At 64.0% G+C, this 21,890-nt stretch carries 20 protein-coding genes and 1 tRNA gene; 14 read left to right on the forward strand and 7 right to left on the reverse strand.

Annotated elements, in window-relative coordinates; all coding sequences use genetic code 11:
- Positions 1–77: 77 nt before the first annotated feature.
- The 5 genes from DIE29_RS00140 (at position 78) to DIE29_RS00160 (ending at position 3,132) form a co-directional block, all read left to right on the forward strand.
- A complete protein-coding gene (locus DIE29_RS00140; RefSeq protein ID WP_205409749.1) occupies positions 78–830 on the forward strand; it encodes an SDR family NAD(P)-dependent oxidoreductase in 753 nt (250 codons plus the stop codon).
- 22 nt (positions 831–852) lie between these two features.
- Entirely contained in the window at positions 853–1,473 is a 621-nt protein-coding gene (locus DIE29_RS00145; protein WP_102040476.1) for a glutathione binding-like protein, read from the forward strand.
- Positions 1,470–2,276 (forward strand): alpha/beta hydrolase, encoded by an 807-nt coding sequence (locus DIE29_RS00150; RefSeq protein ID WP_114648868.1) that lies wholly within the window; start codon positions 1,470–1,472, stop codon positions 2,274–2,276. Before DIE29_RS00145 ends, DIE29_RS00150 begins: the two co-directional genes overlap by 4 nt.
- 200 nt (positions 2,277–2,476) lie before the next feature.
- Complete coding sequence (locus DIE29_RS00155) at positions 2,477–2,683, forward strand: hypothetical protein (protein WP_114650215.1); 207 nt, start codon at positions 2,477–2,479, stop codon at positions 2,681–2,683.
- 176 nt (positions 2,684–2,859) lie between these two features.
- A complete protein-coding gene (locus DIE29_RS00160) occupies positions 2,860–3,132 on the forward strand; it encodes a hypothetical protein (RefSeq protein ID WP_102040478.1) in 273 nt (90 codons plus the stop codon).
- Positions 3,133–3,137: 5 nt separating this feature from the next.
- On the opposite strand, the gene DIE29_RS00165 is transcribed toward DIE29_RS00160, so the two are convergent.
- Entirely contained in the window at positions 3,138–4,298 is a 1,161-nt protein-coding gene (locus DIE29_RS00165) for a class I SAM-dependent methyltransferase (RefSeq protein ID WP_205409750.1), read from the reverse strand.
- 134 nt (positions 4,299–4,432) lie between these two features.
- Here DIE29_RS00165 and DIE29_RS00170 point away from each other — a divergent pair, with 134 nt between their 5' ends.
- From DIE29_RS00170 to DIE29_RS14925, 5 genes are all read left to right on the forward strand, one after another.
- Positions 4,433–5,173, forward strand: a complete 741-nt coding sequence (locus tag DIE29_RS00170) for a pteridine reductase (RefSeq protein ID WP_114648869.1) — start codon at positions 4,433–4,435, stop codon at positions 5,171–5,173.
- 64 nt (positions 5,174–5,237) lie between these two features.
- Positions 5,238–6,152: a tRNA 2-thiocytidine(32) synthetase TtcA gene (ttcA, locus tag DIE29_RS00175; RefSeq protein WP_237269474.1), complete on the forward strand. Its 915-nt coding sequence runs from the start codon at positions 5,238–5,240 to the stop codon at positions 6,150–6,152.
- Between the two features lie 96 nt (positions 6,153–6,248).
- Entirely contained in the window at positions 6,249–7,118 is an 870-nt protein-coding gene (locus DIE29_RS00180; RefSeq protein ID WP_114648871.1) for an FHA domain-containing protein, read from the forward strand.
- 155 nt (positions 7,119–7,273) lie between these two features.
- Complete coding sequence (gpmI, locus tag DIE29_RS00185) at positions 7,274–8,926, forward strand: 2,3-bisphosphoglycerate-independent phosphoglycerate mutase (protein ID WP_114648872.1); 1,653 nt, start codon at positions 7,274–7,276, stop codon at positions 8,924–8,926.
- An 82-nt stretch (positions 8,927–9,008) separates the two neighbouring features.
- A complete protein-coding gene (locus tag DIE29_RS14925) occupies positions 9,009–10,130 on the forward strand; it encodes a methyl-accepting chemotaxis protein (RefSeq protein ID WP_114648873.1) in 1,122 nt (373 codons plus the stop codon).
- A gap of 134 nt (positions 10,131–10,264) precedes the next feature.
- On the opposite strand, the gene DIE29_RS00195 is transcribed toward DIE29_RS14925, so the two are convergent.
- Positions 10,265–10,341: transfer RNA gene (locus DIE29_RS00195), tRNA-Arg, on the reverse strand.
- Between the two features lie 197 nt (positions 10,342–10,538).
- Between DIE29_RS00195 and DIE29_RS00200 the strand changes: the two genes are divergently transcribed.
- The gene (locus DIE29_RS00200) at positions 10,539–12,347 is read left to right on the forward strand and encodes a sensor histidine kinase (protein WP_114648874.1); all 1,809 of its coding nucleotides are present in this window, start codon (positions 10,539–10,541) and stop codon (positions 12,345–12,347) included.
- On the forward strand, positions 12,334–12,966 hold the full coding sequence (locus DIE29_RS00205) for a response regulator transcription factor (protein ID WP_102040485.1): 633 nt from the start codon (positions 12,334–12,336) through the stop codon (positions 12,964–12,966). The genes DIE29_RS00200 and DIE29_RS00205 overlap by 14 nt, the downstream gene beginning before the upstream one ends.
- Before the next feature lie 36 nt (positions 12,967–13,002).
- On the opposite strand, the gene DIE29_RS00210 is transcribed toward DIE29_RS00205, so the two are convergent.
- The 3 genes from DIE29_RS00210 to dsrO are packed head-to-tail and all read right to left on the reverse strand — an operon-like array spanning position 13,003 to position 17,966.
- Positions 13,003–16,086, reverse strand: coding sequence for a molybdopterin dinucleotide binding domain-containing protein (locus tag DIE29_RS00210; RefSeq protein WP_102043033.1), 3,084 nt, complete (start codon positions 16,084–16,086; stop codon positions 13,003–13,005).
- 22 nt (positions 16,087–16,108) lie between these two features.
- Positions 16,109–17,206, reverse strand: a complete 1,098-nt coding sequence (gene nrfD, locus DIE29_RS00215) for an NrfD/PsrC family molybdoenzyme membrane anchor subunit (protein WP_102040486.1) — start codon at positions 17,204–17,206, stop codon at positions 16,109–16,111.
- Between the two features lie 19 nt (positions 17,207–17,225).
- On the reverse strand, positions 17,226–17,966 hold the full coding sequence (gene dsrO, locus DIE29_RS00220; RefSeq protein ID WP_102040487.1) for a sulfate reduction electron transfer complex DsrMKJOP subunit DsrO: 741 nt from the start codon (positions 17,964–17,966) through the stop codon (positions 17,226–17,228).
- 242 nt (positions 17,967–18,208) lie between these two features.
- On the opposite strand from dsrO, the gene DIE29_RS00225 reads away from it, so the two are divergent.
- Complete coding sequence (locus tag DIE29_RS00225; protein WP_114648875.1) at positions 18,209–18,667, forward strand: c-type cytochrome; 459 nt, start codon at positions 18,209–18,211, stop codon at positions 18,665–18,667.
- Between the two features lie 95 nt (positions 18,668–18,762).
- On the opposite strand, the gene DIE29_RS00230 is transcribed toward DIE29_RS00225, so the two are convergent.
- Complete coding sequence (locus DIE29_RS00230) at positions 18,763–20,748, reverse strand: UvrD-helicase domain-containing protein (RefSeq protein WP_114650216.1); 1,986 nt, start codon at positions 20,746–20,748, stop codon at positions 18,763–18,765.
- A gap of 106 nt (positions 20,749–20,854) precedes the next feature.
- On the opposite strand from DIE29_RS00230, the gene DIE29_RS00235 reads away from it, so the two are divergent.
- Positions 20,855–21,352, forward strand: a complete 498-nt coding sequence (locus DIE29_RS00235; protein ID WP_114648876.1) for a TlpA disulfide reductase family protein — start codon at positions 20,855–20,857, stop codon at positions 21,350–21,352.
- Between the two features lie 7 nt (positions 21,353–21,359).
- Here the strand turns inward: DIE29_RS00235 and DIE29_RS00240 are convergent, their stop codons facing one another.
- Positions 21,360–21,836: a hypothetical protein gene (locus tag DIE29_RS00240; protein WP_114648877.1), complete on the reverse strand. Its 477-nt coding sequence runs from the start codon at positions 21,834–21,836 to the stop codon at positions 21,360–21,362.
- Positions 21,837–21,890: the final 54 nt, after the last annotated feature.

Consider the following 21,890-nt stretch of genomic DNA (forward strand, 5'->3'; position numbering starts at 1 on the left):
CTTCGCGGTCTCAGCGCGGCTTCGGAACAAAAGGCAATCAATAATTTATGCGCCACCAAACCGAACCATTCCGCTCATTGAATTCGATCGCTATCGTCACCGGCGCCGGCAGCGGCATTGGCGCCGCGCTCACCGCGCAACTGGTGGCGCGCGGCATGACCGTGCTGGCCATCGGCCGGCGCGCTGCACTGCTCGATGCGCTGGCCGCACGCCATCCGGGCCAGGTCGAGCCGCTGGCGGTCGACCTCAGCACCGAGGAGGCACCGGCCGCAGTGCGCGCCGCGCTCGGCGACCGCCCCCTGCACTACTTGGTACACAACGCAGCCGTGCTCGGGCCGACCGGTCCACTGGCCGGCGTGGCGCGTGCCGCCTTCCGCCAGCATTGGGAGACCAACCTTGCCGCGCCGCTTTTTCTCACTCAGGCGCTGCTGCCGTCGATGGCCGCCGGCGCACGCATCTTGCATGTGTCTTCGGGCGCAGCGCACCGGCCGCTGGTCGGTTGGGGGCCTTATTGCATCGCCAAGAGCGCACTGCATATGCTCTATCAATGCTGGCGCGAAGAGTTGCGTGCCCGTCACATTCTGGTCGGCAGTGCCCGCCCCGGCGTGGTGGATACTCCGATGCAGGCCGAAATCCGCGCGCTGGACGAAGCCACCTTCCCGGAGGTGGACACTTTTCGCAAGCTCAAGGATAACGGCCAGCTCAGCAGCCCGGACACCGTGGGGCGCTTTCTCACTTGGCTGCTGCTCGAGGCCGATGCCGAGCAATTTTGCGCGCAGGAAAACGATATCCGCGATGCCGCCTTGGCGCGTCGCTGGCAAGGCGGCTGACTGTACGAGAGCGAACCAACCGATGATCACGCTATACACCTGGGCCACCCCGAACGGCCAAAAAATCTCCATTGCGCTCGAAGAGCTTGGCCTGGCCTATCGAGTCCGCACGGTGGATATCACCCGCGGCGAGCAATTCGACCCGGCCTTTCTCGAGATCAGTCCGAACAACAAGATTCCGGCCATCGTCGACCACGACGGCCCGGGCGGCGCCCCGCTGGCGATGTTCGAATCCGGCGCCATCCTGATCTACTTGGCCGAAAAAAGCGGCCGCCTGCTGCCCAATGAGCCGCGCGCACGCTTCGAGACACTGCAGTGGTTGATGATGCAAATGGGCAGCATCGGCCCGATGCTCGGCCAAGCGCATCATTTCCGTCGTTTCGCGCCCGAGCGCATTCCCTACGCCATCGAGCGCTATACCCGGGAGGCCGAGCGACTTTACGGCGTGCTCGACAAACGCCTGGCCGACCATGAATGGCTGGCCGGCGGCCAGTATTCGATTGCCGATATTGCCACCTACCCGTGGCTTGCGCGGCACGCATGGCAGGGGATCGAGCTTGCCGCCTTTCCCAATGTTAGGCGCTGGTTCGACACCATCGCCGCGCGACCCGCCGTGCAGCGCGGCATGGAGATTGGGCGATGAATACCAAGCGTTTCGGCGAACTCGAAGTCCTCTGCCGCACCCCTGCCGGCACGCCCACCCATCCCACGCCACTACTCTTCGTGCATGGCGCCTACACGGCCGCCTGGTGCTGGGACGAGCACTTTCTGCCCTGGTTCGCAGCGCGCGGATGGGCCAGCTATGCGCTGTCGCTGTCTGGCCACGGCGGCAGCCGCAGCAACGCCCCGCTCGATGCCCTGTCCATCGACGACTATGTCGATGACCTGGTCGAAGTCATCGGCAAACTGCCTCAGGCCCCGGTACTGATCGGTCATTCGATGGGCGGCATGGTGGTGCAGAAATACTTGGAACGCGGCGACGCGCCCGGCGTGGTGTTGATGGCCTCGGTGCCGCCGCAGGGGCTGATGGGCTCGGCGGTTGAGCTGATGTTCAAAAAACCCAACCTGCTGGTGGATCTGAACCGCATCATGGGCGGCGGCACGCCGCAGCTCGACAGCCTGCGCGACGCGCTGTTTCATCAGCCGGTCGAGCGGGACGATCTGTTGCGCTACTACAGCATGTGCCAGCCGGAGTCACACCGCGCAATCTGGGATATGACGCTATTCAACCTGCCCCGCCCGACCCTGATGCGCCGCCCGCCAATGCTGATACTGGGTGCCGAGTACGACCACCTGATTGCGCCGGCGCAGGTGATGATGACCGCCGCCACCTACGGCTGCCAGGCCGAGATCCTGCCCGATCTGGGCCACGGCATGATGCTCGAACGCGACTGGGAGCGGGTCGCTCAAAGGCTTGCCGACTGGCTGGATGAGCGCGGCCTGTGATCTTTTGCTCCGGCGGTGTGACCTGTGCCCGCATTCAAGGTCATTGCCGACTGGCGACCTTCCGCGAACGCTCCCATGATCCATACAGGTGCGCCCGCACCGGGTGCGCCAATGCGCAGCGCGCGCCGCTCAAGAACCCAGGTCTGCAGCCGTAAACAATGCTGACGGGCGGCCATTCGGCGCGCTTTGCGGAGGTCATCATGGTGATCATCATGGACATGAGCGCAGGCAGGATCAAATCCGTCGATCAGGCGGCTTACAGTGACGAAGTGCTCGATGCAGGCTGGTTGCCGCAGCCCGATCTGGCACTGCAGGGGCAAGAACGCAGCGCGGAAACGGTGGCGCGTATTCTCCCTCCGGAAGATATCGACGCCTTTCTGGCGGCGATATACCGCTACCAGGCGTAAGGCCCTATACGCCCGCGCGGGGGCCGTCCGTGGTGGCCGTGTAAAACTTGAAATCGCAGGGGTTTTGCGGCGTTTTTCGGACAATCGCGCGCCGCCTACCGGCGGCATGATGGCATCACGCGCACAGGGGCACTGCCGCTGGATGTGGCAAGCACCTCGATAGGACGGAGGGCCTCATGAACAACATGCCATTCGATTTGGTGCCCGGCGATCGTAGCCGGGACACGCGCTCGGCTCGCCTGCATGGCGGGGTCGATCAGGCGGTGCATGCCGCCATCCAAGCCGGCTACCGCATCGGCAAAAGGGTGCGTATCGGCCGCGTGGCCGGTCATGTAGTGGGCTACAACATCGGCGTATACGGCCGCTATAGCGGCGCTTCTTACCCCTTGCTGGTCAAAACCGCTTTCGGTGTGGCCAAATGCAGCCTGCGCGAAGTGGCGGCCGCCTGACCCCCTTACAGCGTGTGCAGCCGGTCGCCGCGGACAAAACCAAGCAAAGGCTGCGTCAGGCCGCGGCCTACGGCCAGCACCTTGAATAGCTCACCCATTTCCTGCGGCGCGGTCAGGCGCTGCACAGCACGGGCGGCGCGGATATAGTCCGCACTCTCCTGCGGCCCGCGCCGACCCAAGCATGCGAGCACCCCGCAGTTGAACAGAAACTGGGCCTGACTGGTATAGCCATAGACCTCCAGCCCGGCATCGAAAGCCGCCTCGGCCACCGCGGTGAAATCAACGAAGCTGGTAATGTCGTTCAGGCCCGGCCAAAAAAAAGGGTCGCCGTGCGCACGGTGGCGGTAGTAACAGAGCAAAGTACCGCTCGAGCGCGACGGCAGGTAGTACTCCTCACGGGGATAGCCGTAATCGATCAGCAGCAGCGCACCGCTGTGCAAACGTCTGGCCCACTCGGCCACCCAGGCCCGCGCTGCCAGGCAGATTTCGGTGACATACTCGCCTTTGGCCGGCTGTGGCAGGGCCAGCGCCTGCGCCGCCGCCAGCACCTGCCCGCTCGCCGGCCGGTCGGCCCAGCACAGCGCGCCATCGTCGCCCAACGCCACGCCGCGCTCGAACAGCCCATCGGCGCGCGCCGCGACCAAGTGCACCGGCATCACATCGAGCACCTCGTTAGCCACCAACGCACCGCTGAAGCGCTCCGGCAGGCTCTCCAGCCAACGCACCCGCGAAGCCAAATGCGGCACCTTCTGTGCCAAGGTGTCGAACTGGCGTTGGCGCAGCTCGCCGGACAGTTCCAGGATGTCGTAACGCTCCGGCAGGCAGCCACGGGCTTCGAGTTCCAAGAGCAAGTCGGCAGCCAGCAAGCCGGTGCCGGCGCCGGCCTCGATGACCTGCGCGGCCGAGGCACGCATGATCTGTTCCACCTGCGCGGCCAATGCTTGACCGAACAGCGGGGTGAGCTCCGGCGCAGTAATGAAATCGCCGCCCGGACCGAACTTTTTTGCGCCGCCGCTGTAGTAACCGAGTCCCGGCGCATAGAGCGCGAGCGCCATATAGCGTGCAAACGAAAGCCAACCGCCGGATGCGGTCATCTCGTCACGTATTAGCTCGACGAGCCGTGCGCTTTGCGCCAGCGCGTCGGCGCAAGGTTGAGGCAGATTCATGATGGGGAGTCGGCGGGCAAAAGGCCGCATTCTACCCGCCCGTTGGCAGGTTGCCGCCTCAGCAGGCATCATCTTCAGGAACGCCCATTGCGCAGCAGGTTCCACATGTCGATTATCCTTGCCGGACCAAACCGATGAACACCGCCCCCGTGATCCTGATCACCGGCGCCGCGCGCCGGGTTGGCGCGCAGATCGCCCGCCACGTGCATGAAGCCGGTGCCAACGTGGTGCTGCACTACCGCAACTCCGCGCGCGAGGCACAAGCGCTGGCCGACACGCTCAACGCTGCGCGCCCGGACTCGGCCTGGCTGGTTTCCGGCGATCTGGCGGCCGATGGGGTGCCCGAGGCGGTCATCGCGCAGACCATGGCCCAGGCCGGTCGGCTGGACGGCTTGGTCAATAACGCCTCGAGCTTCTTTCCCACCCCACTCGGCCAGATCGATCTGGCCGCCTGGCATGATCTGATCGGCTCCAACCTCAAGGGGCCGTTATTCCTGTCGCAGGCCGCCGCCGCTCCCCTGCGTGAGCGCCGCGGCGCCATCGTGAATATCGTCGACATTCACGCCGAGCGCCCGCTGCGCCACTACCCGCTGTACTGCGCCGCCAAGGCCGGGCTGCTCGGCCTGACCCGCGCGCTGGCGCTGGAGCTGGCGCCCCAGGTGCGGGTCAACGGCGTCTCTCCCGGCCCGGTGGCGTGGCCCGAGGACGGGCAGTTCCCGCCCGAGGAACGCGCCCAGATCGTGCGCCACACCCTGCTGGGGCGCGAAGGCACGCCGGCCGACATCGCCGGCATGGTGCGCTTCCTGATGCTCGATGCGCCCTACGTGACCGGGCAAATCATCGCGGTCGACGGCGGGCGCAGCGCCCGTCTGTAGGTCCGCCGGGACGATACGGTAAGCGTATAATCCGCCGGCTTTTTTCCTCTGGGGGCCGTCCATTGTGAGCACCACTGCCTCTGCCGCCGCCGCGGACAAGCGCTACTCCAACACCTTCCTGCGTCTGAAGAAAAAACTGGAACGCAGTGTGGGCGAAGCGATCGCCGACTTTAACATGATCGAGAACGGCGACACCGTGATGGTGTGCGTGTCCGGCGGCAAGGATTCTTACTCGCTGCTATCCATCCTGCTGGCGCTGCGCGAGCGTGCGCCGGTGAATTTTCGCCTCGTGGCGATGAACCTGGACCAGAAGCAACCCGGCTTTCCGGCCGAGGTACTGCCGGCCTATTTCGAATCGATCGGCGTCGAGTACCGCATCGTCACCGAGGACACCTATTCCATCGTCAAGGACAAGATTCCAGCGGGCAAGACTACCTGTTCGCTGTGTTCGCGTCTGCGGCGCGGCATCATCTACCGGGTGGCGCGCGAGATCGGCGCCACCAAGATCGCCTTGGGCCACCACCGCGACGACATGCTGGAGACCCTGTTCCTCAACATGTTCTTCGGCGGCAAAATCAAAGCCATGCCCCCGAAGCTGGTCAGCGACGACGGCCAGCACGTGGTGATCCGCCCACTGGCCTACTGCGCCGAGCACGACATCGAGCGCTTTGCCCGCGCCATGGCGTACCCGATCATTCCGTGCAACCTATGCGGCTCGCAGGAAAACGCCCAGCGCAAGCAGATCAAGCAGATGCTGCAAAGTTGGGCGCGCGACTATCCGGGCCGTATCGAGTCGCTGGCCACCGCGCTCAAAAACGTGGTGCCCTCTCACCTGGCCGACCAGCGCCTGTTCGACTTCCAGGGCCTGGACCGCAATACCGTGGTTGCCGAAGGCGACACCGCGTTTGACCCAATGCCCCTGCCGCCGCGCAGCGGAAATATCGTACCGATCCTGGATCTCGACACAGCCGCAGACTGACACAGCCGATCAGGCTCTTGCGCGGCCCAATTCATTTGCTCATCATGAAGTCCCGCCGCCGCCCCGTATCGGCAGCGTATTGCTGACCCGCCGACAATGATCGCGCCAAACCCCATCTGCATCCTGGTTGCCGACATCGCCGACATCGCCCGGCTGGGCGAACGTATGGACGCAGAGGAGGTGCGGCATGCGGTGGATCGTTGTCTGAACCGCATCGACCGGGTCATCGAATCTAACGGCGGTGCGCGTCTTGTCCGCGATCCGCACAGCCTGTGCGCCAGTTTCGAGCACTGCGATGCCGCCGTGCTGGCCGCTTGCGAAATGCTGGAGCGGGTGGCCAGCCTGCCGCCGATCAGCGGCATACAACTGGCGACGCGCGTCGGCGTGCACTACGGCATGTTGCAGTCCAGCCAGCCGCCCGCAGGCGACGGCCTGACCGTGGCCCGCCGCCTGGCAGCCAGCGCCCAAGCCGGCCAAGCGCTGGCCAGCAGCGCTGCGGTCATGCAGTTATCCGCGCCGGCTCGTCATTTCGCCAGGCTGCAAGGGTCGCGCAGCCAGATGCTGGAAGGCTTGGACGGGCCGGTCTTCGAGCTCGGTCACAAACCCGACCACATCGGCCCGCCGCCGGCCGGCAAACGCGCCCAGCAGCAGTTACAGATCATTTTTCGAAACCAACGTCTGCTGGTCGACGAGCAGCACCCGGTCCTGCTGATCGGCCGCGAACACGGCAACGATGTGGTCATCGACGACCGTCGCGCCTCGCGTCAACACGCCCGCATCGAACGGCGCAGTGTTGGCTTTTACCTCATCGACCGAAGCCGCAACGGCACCTATGTGACTCTGGACGGCCGCGGCCAACAATGCCTCAAACTTAGCGAAATCCAGCTCGACGGCCCGGGGCGCCTGGGCTGTGGCTTTTCGACGCTCGAAAAAACAGGTGAGCTGGTGTTCTTTGAATTACTGTGACCCCGGCCGGCGGCTTGACGCCGCTTGCAAACCGCTTGTAGCCATCCGCAGAGACTTCATCGCCCATCCCGGCTCAACGCCGCGCATCTACAGGTATCGAGCCGGCCGATCCGCTAAAATTACCGGCTTTTACCTTTCCCACGCAGGCCCTTCGCATGCTGAACAAACATCCGACTTTCTCCGGCATCGCCGGCCCGGTGGTCATCGTCATCATGGACGGCTACGGCCTGCCCAAAACCGAAGTCGGCAGTGCAATCGCCGCCGCCCGCAAACCGACCCTGGATGCGCTCTTTGCCAACTACCCCACTATCCGGTTGCGCGCGCATGGCACCGCGGTGGGCATGCCTTCGGACGACGACATGGGCAATTCGGAAGTCGGTCACAACGCCATCGGTGCCGGACAGGTTTATGCCCAAGGCGCCGCGTTGGTGGCCGAGGCCATTGCATCGGGCGCGATCTGGCGCGGCCAGGCGTGGCAGCAAGTGGTTGCCGGTGCCCAGGCTGGGCGCGGCGTGCTGCATTTGATCGGGCTGTTTTCCGACGGCAATGTGCACAGCCATATCGACCACCTCAAAGCCCTGGTGCTGCGCGCGCGTGACGAAGGACTGCGCGCGGTGCGCATCCACGCCCTGCTCGATGGCCGCGATGTGCCCGAGACCAGTGCGCTTCTTTACCTGGAGCCCTTCGAAGCCTTCCTCGAGGCGCTGCGGGCAGGCGGTTTCGATGCACAGATCGCCTCGGGCGGCGGTCGCCAAGTCATCACCATGGACCGCTATGACGCCAACTGGAAGATGGTTGAACTGGGCTGGCACACCCATGTGCTGGGCCGCGGCGAGCAGTTTGCCAGCGCATCGGCGGCGGTGCGCGCGCTGCGCGCGCGCGCGCCCGGTACCATCGACCAGGATTTACCACCCTTTGTGATTGCCTGTGACGGCGCGCCGGTAGGCACCATCGAGGATGGCGATGCGGTGGTGTTTTTCAACTTTCGCGGCGACCGCGCCATCGAGATCACCCGCGCTTTCGAAGAAGGCGACGAATTCGATAAATTCGACCGCGTGCGCAGGCCCCGAGTCACCTACGCCGGCATGCTTCAGTATGACGGCGACCTCAAGCTGCCCAAGCGCTTCCTGGTCGATCCGCCGGCCATCCGCGACACCATGGGCGAGTGGTTCTCAAGAAGCGGCATTACCCAGTTTGCCTGCTCCGAGACGCAGAAGTTCGGTCATGTGACCTATTTCTGGAACGGTAACCGCTCAGGCAAGTTCGCCGGCGAAACCTGGCAGGAAGTGCCCAGCGACATCGTCCCCTTCGAACAACGTCCGTGGATGAAAGCCGCCGAGATCACCGACGCGATGATTGCAGCGATCGGTAGCGGCCAATACAAGGTGCTGCGTTGCAACTATGCCAACGGCGACATGGTTGGCCACTCCGGCCATTTCCGCGCCGCCACCATGGCCATCGAGGCGGTCGATTTGGCGCTGTCGCGCCTGCTGCCCGCCATCGACGCAGCCGGCGGCGTGGCGCTGATTACCGCCGACCACGGCAATGCGGACGAAATGTTCGAACTCGATAAAAAAACCTTGCAGCCGGCGCTCAACCCGGACGGTTCATACAAAGCCAAGACTTCGCATACCCTCAATCCGGTACCTCTGGCGCTTTATGACAACGTCAGTGGCGGCAAGCTGGGTTTGAAACCGCTCGAGGGCGCCGGACTGTCCAACATTGCCGCCACGGTGGCCAATCTGATCGGCCTTGACAAACACCCCGCCTGGGACGACAGCCTGCTCTCAATTTCTCCTGCCGGCTGACGTTATTGACTCATCCACGGTAGTTCCTTGGCGTGCAGCCCCCGGCCCGCGTGGCCCCAAACAACAACAATGAGGAAGAGACATGTTGATCTGGAACCGCAACAAAAACGACTCGGCGGCCGAAATCGCCCAACTCAGGGCGGCACTGGAGGAGAAAACACGCCAGTTGGCCGTGGCCGAACAGCGCATTGCCGAGGCCGAGCAGCGCGCCCACGCCTGTGAAGCGAAGGCCAGGTTTTTACAGGACGTGGTGGCCAACCTCGCCACCTTTTCCCAATCGCTCAAAGAAACCCAGTCCTCGCTGGCGGCACTGGCCAACACCATGCGGGAAGAGCGGGAGCGGGCGCTGGAAGCGCAGACACTGTCGCAGCATAGCGGCAGTTCGATCGAACGCATTGCCGCCAATCTTGCCGAACTGGCGGTTGCCTCCAAGGACGCTGCCGGCCGTGTCGGTCAACTGGATGAGCGCGCCCAGCAAGTCGGTGGCATCTTGCAACTGATCAAAGAAATCGCCGACCAAACGAATCTTCTGGCGCTCAACGCCGCAATCGAAGCCGCACGCGCCGGCGAAGCCGGCAGAGGCTTTGCGGTGGTGGCCGACGAAGTGCGCAAACTGGCCGAGCGCACCGCCAGTGCCACCTCGGAAATTGCCACCATGGTCCAGCAAATCCGCGCCGACAGCGCCAGCAGCCGCGACCAGATGGCGGTACTGGCCGAACGGGCAGGCAGTTTCAGCCACGACGGCCAGGACGCATCGGCCACCATGCATCAACTGCTGAACATGTCCGGCCGCATCGAAAAATCCGTGACCGCCTCCGCCCTGCGCGGTTTTTGCGAACTAGCCAAGATGGATCACCTGCTCTACAAATTCCGGGTCTATCAAGTGATTTTCGGCCTGTCCGACGAAGACCTCGGCAGCTTTGCCGACCATCGCAGCTGCCGCCTGGGCAAGTGGTATTACGAAGGCGAAGGCAAAGCATGTTTCTCGGCCTTGCCTGGCTACCGGGACATTGAAGCGCCCCACATCAAAGTACATGAAGCGGCACTGGCCGCACTCAAGGCGTATCGCAGCGGCGATGAGGCCACCGTGGTCAAGTCGCTCGCCGGCATGGAGCAAGCCTCACTGGCGGTCATGAACGGCCTGGAGCGCATGGCGCAAAGCGACCTCACCGAAGAAAGCCTGCGCTGCGCCCACGCCCATTGACCACCCATCGCCCGGTCAAGAAAGAAAGTGGCCGCAGCGATAGAAGGGCCAGCATCTTCGAACCCCCCTCCGCAACAGCTTTATCGCCAAAGCAAATGGGCCAGATCCTTACGGATCTGACCCAGTCATTATTTTGGCGCGCCCGGCGCGATTCGAACGCACGACCCCTGCCTTCGGAGGGCAGTACTCTATCCAGCTGAGCTACGGGCGCTTTGACCGACGCCCCGGACACTGACGTACCGGGAACGAGGGCGGCAGCTTACTCGGGTTTTGGCGCAAAGTCCATGCTGCGAAGAACATTGACACATTGACGTGCCAAAATGTGGGCGATGGGCTAGCCACTAGGTTAGCCATGATCTTCTAGGACACTTACCCTGGACCTGCATCCAACCCTCGAGTCATCCAGCGATGACAAATCGTCTTTGGATTTTCGCCCTTCTCTTACTGTTTGCTCGCCTAGTCTTTTCTGCACCGACCGATCAGCCGGCGGTGCGTGTCGGCGTACTTGCTTTTCTTGGTGTCGAAGCAGCAAACGATGACTGGTCACCTGTGGTACGCCGTCTTCAAGCGGCCATGCCTGATCGCCAAATCAGCCTGGTCCGCCTCGACCACCGCAGTCTGCGGGAAGCGGCCGCGCGTGGCGATATCGACTTTTTGATCACCAACCCAGGGCATTATGTAGAGCTTGAGGCAGCCCTGGGCGCAAGCCGAATTCTTACACTGGATTCGCCACCCGCACATACGCCCGCACGGGCAATCGGCTCCACCGTGGTAGCCCTGGCCAACCGTGATGACCTGCACACCTTGGCCGATCTACGCGGCAAACGCCTAGCGATCGTCACCCCGGAAGGGTTTGGCGGCTACCAGGTGCTTTGGCGGGAACTGGCCGAGTCGGGGATCGACCCTGGAAACGATCTGGCGGACTTGAAGGTCGTCGGCCTGCCAATGACCAACGTGTTTCGCGCGCTGGAGGCGGGTCAAGCGGACGCGGGCATCGTGCGCACCTGCCTGCTGGAAAACCGTCCAACCTGGCGCGAAACCTTCCGCGTGGTGGGCGCGCGCGACGAGGCGGACTTTCCTTGCGCGACCTCATCCAGGCTGTATCCCGATTGGCCACTCGCCACCCTGCGCGGCACGCCACCGGAGCTGGCCAAGGAGGTTGCGCTGGCGCTGCTGGCGATGAACGCGGAGCGGGACGGCATGGCCTGGGCCGTGCCAGCCGACTATCAAGCAGTGCACGAGATGTTCCGTGCGCTGCAGATCGGTCCCTACGCCTATCTCGCCGAACCGACGCTGATGATGCTCGCTGAGCGCTACTGGCCCTGGGTAGCGGGCTTTGCCTCGCTGTTGGTGGGGTGGATCCTGTATACGGTACGGGTCGAGCATCTGGTGCATCTGCGCACGGCGGAACTGCGCACTGCGCTGGCCGCACGCGACGAGTTGGAAGGGCGTATGCGCGCCCACCAGGAGCAGGCCGACCACTTATCGCGTCTGTCGGTGCTGGGCGAACTGTCCGGCACGCTTGCGCACGAACTCAACCAACCGCTGGCGACCATCGCCAACTACGCGCAGAGCCTGGTGCGACGCGCCGACGACGGCCGCCTGACCGACAGCGCGGTGCGCGAGGCCGCTGACGAGATTGCCATACAGGCTGAACGTGCCGCGGATATTCTGGGGCGCATCCGCGGCTTTGCCCGCAAGCGCACCACCGTACGTGAGCCACTTGCACCGCGGACCTTGGCTGAGGATGCCATCGCGCTGTTCCGCGGCATGCTGGCGAGGGCACCGCAAGTCACCCTGACAGACGAACTGCCGCCCAATGTCCGCGTGGAAGTCGATCCGCTGCAAATCCAACAGGTGCTGCTGAACCTGCTGAAGAACGGCTACGATGCCAGCCGCGCGCTGCCGCCGGAACGTCGCCGCCTTGCGGTACTGATCACCGACGGCGACGGCCACGTTTGCATTGCGGTACGGGACCACGGACCAGGGCTGAACGCCGAGGTACGCGAGCGCCTGTTCGAACCCTTTTTCACGACCAAACCCGATGGCCTGGGGCTGGGTCTATCGATCTGCCGCAGCATCGCCGAAGCGCACCGCGGCAGGTTGACGGTCAATTGTACCGATTCGCGGCCAGGCTGCGAGTTCATCCTTAGCCTGCCGCTGGCCGCGCCGGAAGACCCGACCACCGAAGCACAACCCGACCATGCTGCCAATTGATGATTGTGTGATCCATGTTGTCGATGACGACGAAGCGTTCCGCCGCTCGCTGGTTTTCTTGCTCGAATCCGTGGGCTGGCGGGTAGTCAGTCATGCTTCGGCCGAGGCGTATCTGGCCGCCGGCAGCGACGCGACGCCCCCGGCTGGCTGCCTAGTGCTCGACATCCGCATGCCTTCGATGAGCGGGTTGGAATTGCAAGAGCGCCTGAACGCAAGCGGCACCTTGCTTCCGATTGTGTTCATCACGGGTCATGGCGACGTCGAGCTGGCGGTACAAGCGATGAAGCACGGCGCCTGCGACTTTCTGCAGAAGCCATTCAAAGATCAGACTTTGCTCGACGCGGTCGCGGCAGCGGTTCGGCGCGGTGCAGAGCAGCGATCACGCGCTGCCCAGCGCGACGAGGCGGAGGCTAGGCTTGGCCGCCTGTCACCACGCGAGCTGCAAGTGGCCAGGCTGGTGGCGCGCGGTCTGCCAAACAAACAGGTGGCACGGGCGCTAGACATCAGCGAAAAGACAGTCCATGTGCACCGTCAGCATGTGATGGAGAAAACCGAAACAGGCAGTGCCGCAGAACTGGCGCGCCTGATGCTGCGCGCCGATCCAGCGGCACTGGATTGACCCGGCCGGCCGCACCTATGACCGGTGCCGCCCTCCTCACAGACGAACCAGACGAACCGGCAGCCCGTTGCGCACTGAAGTGCCGGACACAGAATCCACCCAAATCGCCTCCCCGTCGCGAGCCGGATCGACAAGCCCAATGTCATTGATGTTGATGCCTGCGGCCAGATCAGGTCGCTGCGGCTGACGGTACTCGCCCATGCGGTGCGCACGCGCGCCCAGCTCACGATGGCCGTAGCCATGCTCCACAGCCACCACGCCGCGCATCACACCTTCATGCACGATCACCCGGCATACGCATTCGCCGCCCGGAGACTGTAGCTTGACCAGATCCCCACTGACTAGACTGAGCTTGGCGGCATCGTCCGGATGCACAATGACGGGATTATCCGGGTGCAGCGAAGTAATGCGAGTGGCGATGCTATAGGAATTTTGCAAGGCGGACTTGAAGCTGACTGCCAACAGCGGCCAGTCGGCCTCTCGGTGTATCGCACGCATCGGCGTGCCATCGGCAAAGGCCGGTGGCTGCCAGGTCGCGCAGCCGGAAAAGCGCTTGCCGGTGAGGCTGTTGCGTGCGCCGCCGACGTTGTCGTTCCACAGCCACAGTACCGACTTGAAGCGGTTGGCCTGCCATTCCGGGTTTTCCTCGTCTTGCGCCTGGTTGGCCGGCTGGTAGCGCCCACCGCGGGTGTAGAGAAAGGCGACTTTGCGCCATTCGTCTTCCTTGAGCGTCGCTTCGAGCACGGGGCGCAGACGGTCCACGCCGGAAAGTGCGAGATCCTCGTCGCTGGCATCGCCCACAGGGGTTTTACCGGCAAAAGCGATATTGGCCCCGCCACGTAGATACCAGTGTTCCGGGCGTTCGAGCGGCACCCGGTTGCCGTCCATGTCCGCCAGCCCTTCCGAGCCAAAGCCCGGCAGCACCAACGCCTTGGCCAGGGCAATGAAGAAGGTCTCCATGCACACCGGTTGGCCATCCGCCGTTTTCGCCGCCTTCGGTTCGACCACCGGCCAACGCGCGGTGGTGGCCTTGGTCGGTACGCCATTCCACGGCGATGCCCAGCCCCAGCTCTCATACATCAGCGAATCGGGTACGATGTAATCGGCAAAGGCGTTGCTTTCGTTGATCAACGGGTCGACCGAAATGATCAGCGGCAGCTTCTTGGGGTCGGCCAAGTCCTGTTCGATCAGCCGACGAATACCCGGGATGCCATAAACCGGATTGGCGCTCCACAGCACCAGTGCCTTGATCCGGTATGGGTAGCCGCGCAGCATGGCGGGGAACCACTCGGTGGCAAGACCCGGCGCGTTGGGGAACCACGCATCGCGCGCCGGATAAGGCTTGCCTTCCGCCTTGCGGCTCGCGAACTCGGCGGATTTCTCGTACGGCACGTTACGCCCTAGCGGCGTGCCCTTGGGCTTGATCGCACCGGGAAAGCTTTCCAGATCGTAGCGCGGCCCCTTGCCAGCATCCTTGAAACCGCCACCGTTGGCCACAAAACCGCCCTTCCAGTTTATGTTTCCGATCAGCGCATTGAGCGTAACCACCGCGTAGGCGTTGTAGAAGCCGTTGCCGGTCATCATGCCACCGTGGGCGACTGCACTGGCGCGACGGCCGTGACTGGTGAATTCCTCGGCCAGGCCGACGATGACCGCCTCCGGCACGCCACAGGCCTCTGCGTATTCAGACAAACTCAGCTTCATTGCCGATTCACGCAGCAGTTCAAAGGAGGTGCGCACCATGATCTCGCGCTCGCCCACCGACACCGAGCCGGCGGATTCCAGCGGCACCGGCCCGTTTGCCGCCTCGGCCGGGATTGGTCGCCCATCGGTACCCCACACCAAGTAAGGGTCCGCATCGGTATAGCGGACGTCGGCTACCATCGCCATGCCAATGTCGGAGCCGCGCAGGAAGCGGCCTTCGCGTGGGTGTCCGGGCTCGACGATCACCAGCCAGGATGCATTGGTGAAGGACGGCTCGCCCGCCGCAGTCGCCACGCGGGCATTGGGGTTGGCGAGGTAAGCGGCGTTGAACCGGCCGTTCTCGAACATCCAGCGCATCATGCCCATTACCAGCGCGCCGTCGGTGCCCGGCCGGATCGGCACCCAGCGTGCGCGTTCGCCGGCGGCACGGTTGTCGGCGTTAGTAAGCACCGGGTCGACCACTACGTACTCCAGCTTGCCTTGGCTGCGTCCCTTGGCAAGCAGGGCGCCTGTGCGCTTGAACGGGTTGCCGGCATTGCCCGGCGCGGTGCCGATGAAAAGCACGAATTCGGCGTTGGCCAGGTCCGGCTTGGCATGCGGCATTTTCTTGAGATCGCCGAATAACGCCCCAGAGCCCGATCGGTAGGCGCCGCCACAATAAGAACCATGACCGATGAAATTCAACGTGCCGTAGGCCTGGTTCCAGAACCGGCGTGCAAAGGCCTCGCGGCCGTCGTTGACGCTGTTCCACACCGCTACCTGATTGACCCGGGGGCCAAGCTCCGGTGCCTCAGGATCGATCAGCGCAGTGAGATCGCGCAGCGCACGTAAGCCGTCGACATGGCCTTCGCCGAACAGGTCGCCGCCTTCTACCACTTCCTTGACCAGCTGTTCGAAGGAAATCGGCTGCCACTGCCCGGAATTGCGCGGCCCGACACGCTTCAAGGGGGTGAGCACGCGGAAGGGCGAATTCATTTGATCCATCGCTGCGTTACCGCGACCGCAGGCGGTAGAGCGCCCGGCCAGCCCCTTGTCCTGGTAGCGCGACAAAGCGATGAGGCTCTCTTTGACCGAGACCTCCATTGGAAGGTGCGGCTCGGTCGACAACGGGTTGTAGGGATTGCCCGCAACGCGTAGCACCCGGCCGCTGGCCTTGTCGATGCGGACCCGCACGCCGCACTGGGTGGTGCACCCTAGGCAGGAGGTGTAACTGACCTGCTGCGCCGGATTCACCTTCAACTGGCCGCTGGCAGGGTCGATGCTGAACTCCGGTTCCGCGGAGCGCCCGTGGATGTTGTGGGCCTGCGGCTCGCTGCCGGTCAAACCGGACACCATGCGGCCGAGGGTCTGGGAGAAACCGGCGGCGAATGCAGCCAGACCGCCCGCGGCAATCAGTTCTCGACGTTCGATTTTCATGATCTTGTTCCCCAGGTTCGGTTCAGGCGCCAGAGCGGTCGGCACGGCCGATACGATCGAGCGGCAACAGCGTGGTCAGCACGATGAAGAGGAAAATCCACAACCCCGCGGTACCGGCGATGCCCATCAAGCCGTCTGGACCGAGCGGTAGCTGGTAGTTGTAGTAGCCCGCGCCGGTCTTGGGCACCTCCTGGCCGCCAATGAAGATCGTCCAGCGCATCATCCAGGCTGAATGCAGCGCGAGCAGGCCGATCAGCAGCCCGGAGCCAGGCCACTTCAAGGCCAGCAGCAGCGTGGCCACGCTGACCGCCACCGCCCACAGGGCGCTTAACTGCCAGTTGACCGACGGGGCGACCTCGGCAAGCGCCTGGGCATGGACCGGCGATACCCCGCTCACGCCCAACCCCAGCCATGTCGCACCCACGATCAACGCCACGCCCTGGGTCCCGGCCAGCGCCAGCGCCATCCGCCGGGTTGCTGCGGGATCGCCGCCGCCGGGCAGGAAGCGGTTGAACAGCAGGCTCACTCCCAGCCCGCCTGCGAGCGCAGTGACGAAAAACTGCACCGGTAGCAGCGGGGTGTGCCACAACGGACGGGCGCGCACCACCATCACTTCCACACCGGTATAGAGCGCCACCAGCGCCGCGCCGACAAAGGCGAGCAGGGCCGCAGCGACCAGCGCCTTGCGGCTTTCATGCCCGCCGTAGGCCAGCATGCGCGCCAGCCCGGCGAGCTTGCCGCCTTCTTCCGCGTGGCGCGCGAGCGCAGGGCGGAAGGCCAGCCAGGCGTAGAGGATCAGGCCGCCGAGGTACACCGGGATGAAGAAGGCGCCCCACGACATCCACGAACTCGGGGTAAAGTAGGCGTAGAAGTGCCAGAAGCGGCCGGGCTGGTGCAGGTCGGCCAGCAGCGCGACCGGCGCGGTGAGCCCGCACACCAACGCCGCCAATAGCGCCAAGCGCGAGATGCCCTCCCAGCCGGGACGGCGGAACACCAGGCCCGGCAGGGACACCAGATAGGCGCCGTATGACAGACCGATGAGGAAGAAGTACTGCACCGCCCACGGCAGCCACGCGACTTCGCGCGCGACATTGACGGTTTCGACGATTTCCGTGCTCATGATCGCTCTCCTGTAGCGTTCAGGCGTGGGCCTTGCGCGGCCGCCACAGCGTGCCCTGGCCTTCGACCTTGCCCTGGAAGCGTTCGTCGAGGCCGATGTAGAACACGCGCGGCTCGGTGCCGTGCTCGGGCTTGAGCACCTTCACCTCGCTCTTCGCAGCATCGAGGCGGCGGCGCAGTTCGCCGTCCGGGTCGTTGAGGTCGCCGAAGATGCGCGCGCCGCCGACGCAGGTTTCCACGCAGGCGGGCAGCAGGCCGGCATCCACGCGATGCGCGCAGAAGGTGCATTTGTCGGCCGTGTTGCTCTCGTGATTGATAAAGCGCGCGTCGTAGGGACAGGCCTGCACGCAGTAGGCGCAGCCCACGCAGCGCTCGCCATCAACGATGACGATGCCGTCGGCACGCTTCTTGGTTGCACCGACCGGGCACACCGGAATGCAGGGCGGTTCGTCGCAGTGATTACACAGGCGCGGCAGCACGTAAGTGCCGGCGGGCTGGACGGCGTCGGAGAGTTTTACGCTGTATGTCGACACCACGGTGCGGAAGCTACCCTCGGGTACCGCATTTTCCTGGATGCACGATACGGTACAGGCCTGACAGCCGATGCACTTGCGTACATCGACCAGCATCGCCCAGTGGTGGCCGACCTCGGCCGCCAGAACCGGTGTCGGCAAAACAGCGGCCGCGGCAGTCAGTACCGGAATGCCGCGCAGGAAATTTCGGCGGGAATCCGAGATTTCATGCGGATGCAGGTTTTTCATGACAACGCTCCAGTGGTTGAGGAGTCGCTGCCACTTTATGCCTCGCAAGCAGCATGGGGAAATTGGCAGCATCGAGGAGCGGACTAGACCGTTTTACCTATTGCACGGCAACGCAGCGCACCGGCGGCCACCTGAGCCAAAGAGCCACCACCTGCGAGCGCGTCGGACATTGATGCGGTGCCACAGGCGGCGACAGGGCCGTTATACTTTGTATTTTGCGCCCGTCAGTCAAAGGACCCAGCATGTCGGATCATCGTGTCGCTCGTGCCGCCAAGCGGCCTGTCAAAGTCGTACTACCAGCCGTTGCCGTGATCGCAGTCTCACTGCTGGCAGGCTGTGGCAAAGCGCCTGCGGTCGACCCGGAAGTGACCGCATCGGCCATTGCCCCGGTTGCCCGCGTCGAACTCAAGTTGGAGAAAATCGCGCCGGGTTCGCGCACCGGCGAACAGATCTACAAGAGCGTTTGCACCAGCTGTCATGCCGCCGGTGCGCTGGGCGCGCCGAAGACCGGTGAGGCCGGCGACTGGGCCGGACGCTTGGGCAAGGGCCTGGAGGCGCTGGCTGCGTCGGTGACCAACGGCATGGGTAACATGCCGCCCAAGGGTGGCGCGGCCGACCTGACCGACAAAGAGATTCTGCGTGCGGTGGCTTACCTGGCCAACACGGCGGGTGCAAACTTCACCGAACCGCCGGTGGAATGAGCTGCGAACGCGGTTAGCACGGTTTGAGAAGGGCAGCCTGCGGGCTGCCTTTTCGATGACACTCCCCAAAACCCGCGCTGTACCGGAAAGCGGTCTCAACCCCGCCCTTCGAGCATCGCCCGCAGCGCAGCCGCGCGGTTTTTACCTTCCTCCTTGGATAGCGGTTGGTTGCTGCGCCGATCGCTGATCTTGAGGTCGTCGCCCATCTCGGCCACGAAGCGGCTGATCTCACAAGGGCGGAATTCCTTGCCCGCCTTGCGCCGCTCACACCAGCTCAGCGTGAGCGTGCGCTGTGCGCGGGTAATGCCCACATACATCAGCCGCCGCTCTTCTTCCACCTTGTCTTCGTCGATACTGGCCTGGTGCGGCAACAGGCCCTCTTCCACCCCCACCAGAAAAACATGGGGAAATTCCAGTCCTTTGGAAGCGTGCAAGGTGGCCAGCTGCACGCCGTCAAAGTCGGGGTCGTCCTTGTCGAGCATGGACATCAGCGCAATGGTCTGCGCGAGTTCGATCAGGTTTTTGCCGTCCTCGGTAGCCTTGCGGCCCAGCCAAGCGACAAAGTCCGCGACGTTACGCCACTTGGCGTCCGCCTCACGGCTGTCCAGGTGCTCGAATAGCCAAGCTTCGTAGCCGATGGCCTCGACCAGGTGTTCGAGCAGGCGGCCGGCCGGCTCGCACGGGACGCGACATTTGAGTTGGCCGATGAAAGCGGCGAATTCCTGTACCGCCTCCAACTGACGGGTGGCGAGGTGTTCGGCCAGCCCCGCTTCGAACACCGCGGCAAACAGGCTGACATGGCGCGCACCGGCGTAGCGTCCGAGCGCTTCCAGCGTTGCCGCGCCGATTCCGCGACGCGGGGTAGTGATCGCGCGTATGAAAGCGAGGTCGTCGTCTTCGTTTTGTAATAAGCGCAGGTAAGCGAAGAGATCGCGGATTTCGGCCTTGTCGAAAAAGCTCTGCCCGCCCGAGATGACGTAGGGAATGCCGGCGCTGCGCAACGCCTGTTCGATGAGGCGCGCCTGATGATTGCTGCGGTACAGGATGGCATAGTCCTTGAAGCGGGTGCGGGCGGCGAATTTATGGGCATTGATGGTCATCGCGACCCACTCGGCCTCGGCCTCGGGGTCGCGACAGCTGCGTACTGCAATCTGCTCACCGTGACCGTGTTCGGACCACAGGCGCTTGTCGAACAGCTTTTGGTTGTTGGCGATCAAGGTATTGGCCGCTTCCAGGATGCGACGCGACGAGCGGTAGTTTTGCTCCAGCTTGATCACCCGTAACTGCGGATAGTCCTGCTGCAGCTGCTTCAGGTTGTCCACGTCGGCGCCTCGCCACGCATAGATGGCCTGGTCGTCATCGCCCACCGCGGTAAACATGCCGCGTTCGCCGGCAAGCTGGCGCAGCAGGCGGTACTGCGCACGATTGGTGTCCTGATATTCATCGATCAGCACATAACGCAGCCGCTGTTGCCAGCGCTGACGCACCTCTTCATGGTTTTCGAACAGCTGCACCGGCAGGGCGATGAGATCGTCGAAGTCCACCGCCTGATAGGCGCGCAGGATGCGTTCGTATTCCTGATATGCGGCAGCCGCCGCAGCGGCAAGTTCGTTGTCCGCCCGCTGTGCGGCCTCGGCAGGTGTGACCAAGGCGTTCTTCCATGCGGAAATCTGCCACTGCAATTGCTTGGCGATGCCTTTGTCGGCATCCCGGGCGGCCTCGGCAACGATCTGCACCGTGTCCGCTGCATCCAGAATGGAAAACTGCGGCTTCAGCCCGCAGTGCGCGGCCTCCTGGCGGATGATGCGCACGCCCAGCGCGTGAAACGTGCACACCGTCAACCCCCGCGGCGCCCGCCCACCCATCAAATGAGCGACCCGCTCCTGCATCTCTTTGGCTGCTTTGTTGGTGAAGGTGATGGCCGCGATATGTTCCGGATTGAAACCGCAGGTATCGATCAGATAGGCGATTTTATGGGTGATCACTCGTGTCTTGCCGCTGCCGGCACCGGCGAGCACCAAGGCCGGACCATCCAGATAACGGATCGCCTCACGTTGCGGCGCATTGAGGAGTGCAGACATGATGTTTTTACCCGCCGGCGCGAAGGCAACGATGGGCACAGGTGACAAGCCATCTGAAAGCCAGGACAATCCGCAACATCGCGCAGCCTTTCTGGATAACGGACAAATGAAGGTCAAGATTATCGCCGCGATTACGGTGTTCGTTCTCGCCCTGGCAGGGTTTTGGGTGTTCAGCCACAAGCCGCCCGCACCGGAGGTGACCTTTACCACCTTGCAAGGTGAGCGCCTGCGTACTGCCGATCTGCGCGGGCAAGTGGTACTGGTGAATTTCTGGGCCACCACGTGCACCAGCTGTATCAAAGAGATGCCGGCGTTGGTGCAAACCCATGAAAAATTCGCCTCACGCGGCTACCGCACCATCGCGGTCGCCATGGACTACGACCCCCCGGCGCAAGTGAAAGCCTATGTGGCGCGTAGCCAACTACCGTTCACGGTGGCGCTCGATACCCGCGGCGAGGTGGCGCAGGCGTTCGACGGTGTGCGCTTGACCCCGACCAGTTATCTGATCGACAAACGCGGCCGCATCGTACACAAATACCTGGGCGAACCCGATTTCGAACAGCTGCACCGCTTGCTCGACCGTCTGCTCGACGAAGCAGCGTAGTACGGTGCTACGCCGGTGGCGAGCGCAGAGGATAGGCGCGGCCCGCATGGAAGAGATATTCGACCCGCAAAAGCGGCGGCGTCGGGTGGGCACGCAGCGGGTAACCCACCGCCGCCACCCGCTCGCCGGGTTCAATGGGGGTAAGCTGCCAGGCGTGCAGCAGGCGGGCCGCGCCCAATAACAAGGTCCATTCGGTGGCCACCAACGGGGCCGGTTGGGTACGCGCCAACAAAGCAGCGCCGTCGACCTGGGCGCGCTGGGCCGGTAACCGATCGGTGCGCAGCTCAGCGGGCAACGCCAGCGTCGGATCGGGCGCAATCAGCAGCTCGACGCTCGGCAGCGTCCACCGGATTGCGTTCACACGGCCGGCCACATACCACGGCCGCGCGGTGTCGACGGCGCCCCAGCCCGGCGGCCGCGCCCAGAGCTGCCACGGTGTGGCAGCACACAGTGCAAGGCCGCCAAGAAACAGCCGACGTTCCATGAAGCGCTCCGCTCGAAAACCGCACGGCCGCCCGTCTCTCGCATGCACGGGCGG

The sequence above is a fragment of the Pseudothauera hydrothermalis genome (assembly GCF_003345255.1).
Taxonomy (GTDB): domain Bacteria; phylum Pseudomonadota; class Gammaproteobacteria; order Burkholderiales; family Rhodocyclaceae; genus Pseudothauera; species Pseudothauera hydrothermalis.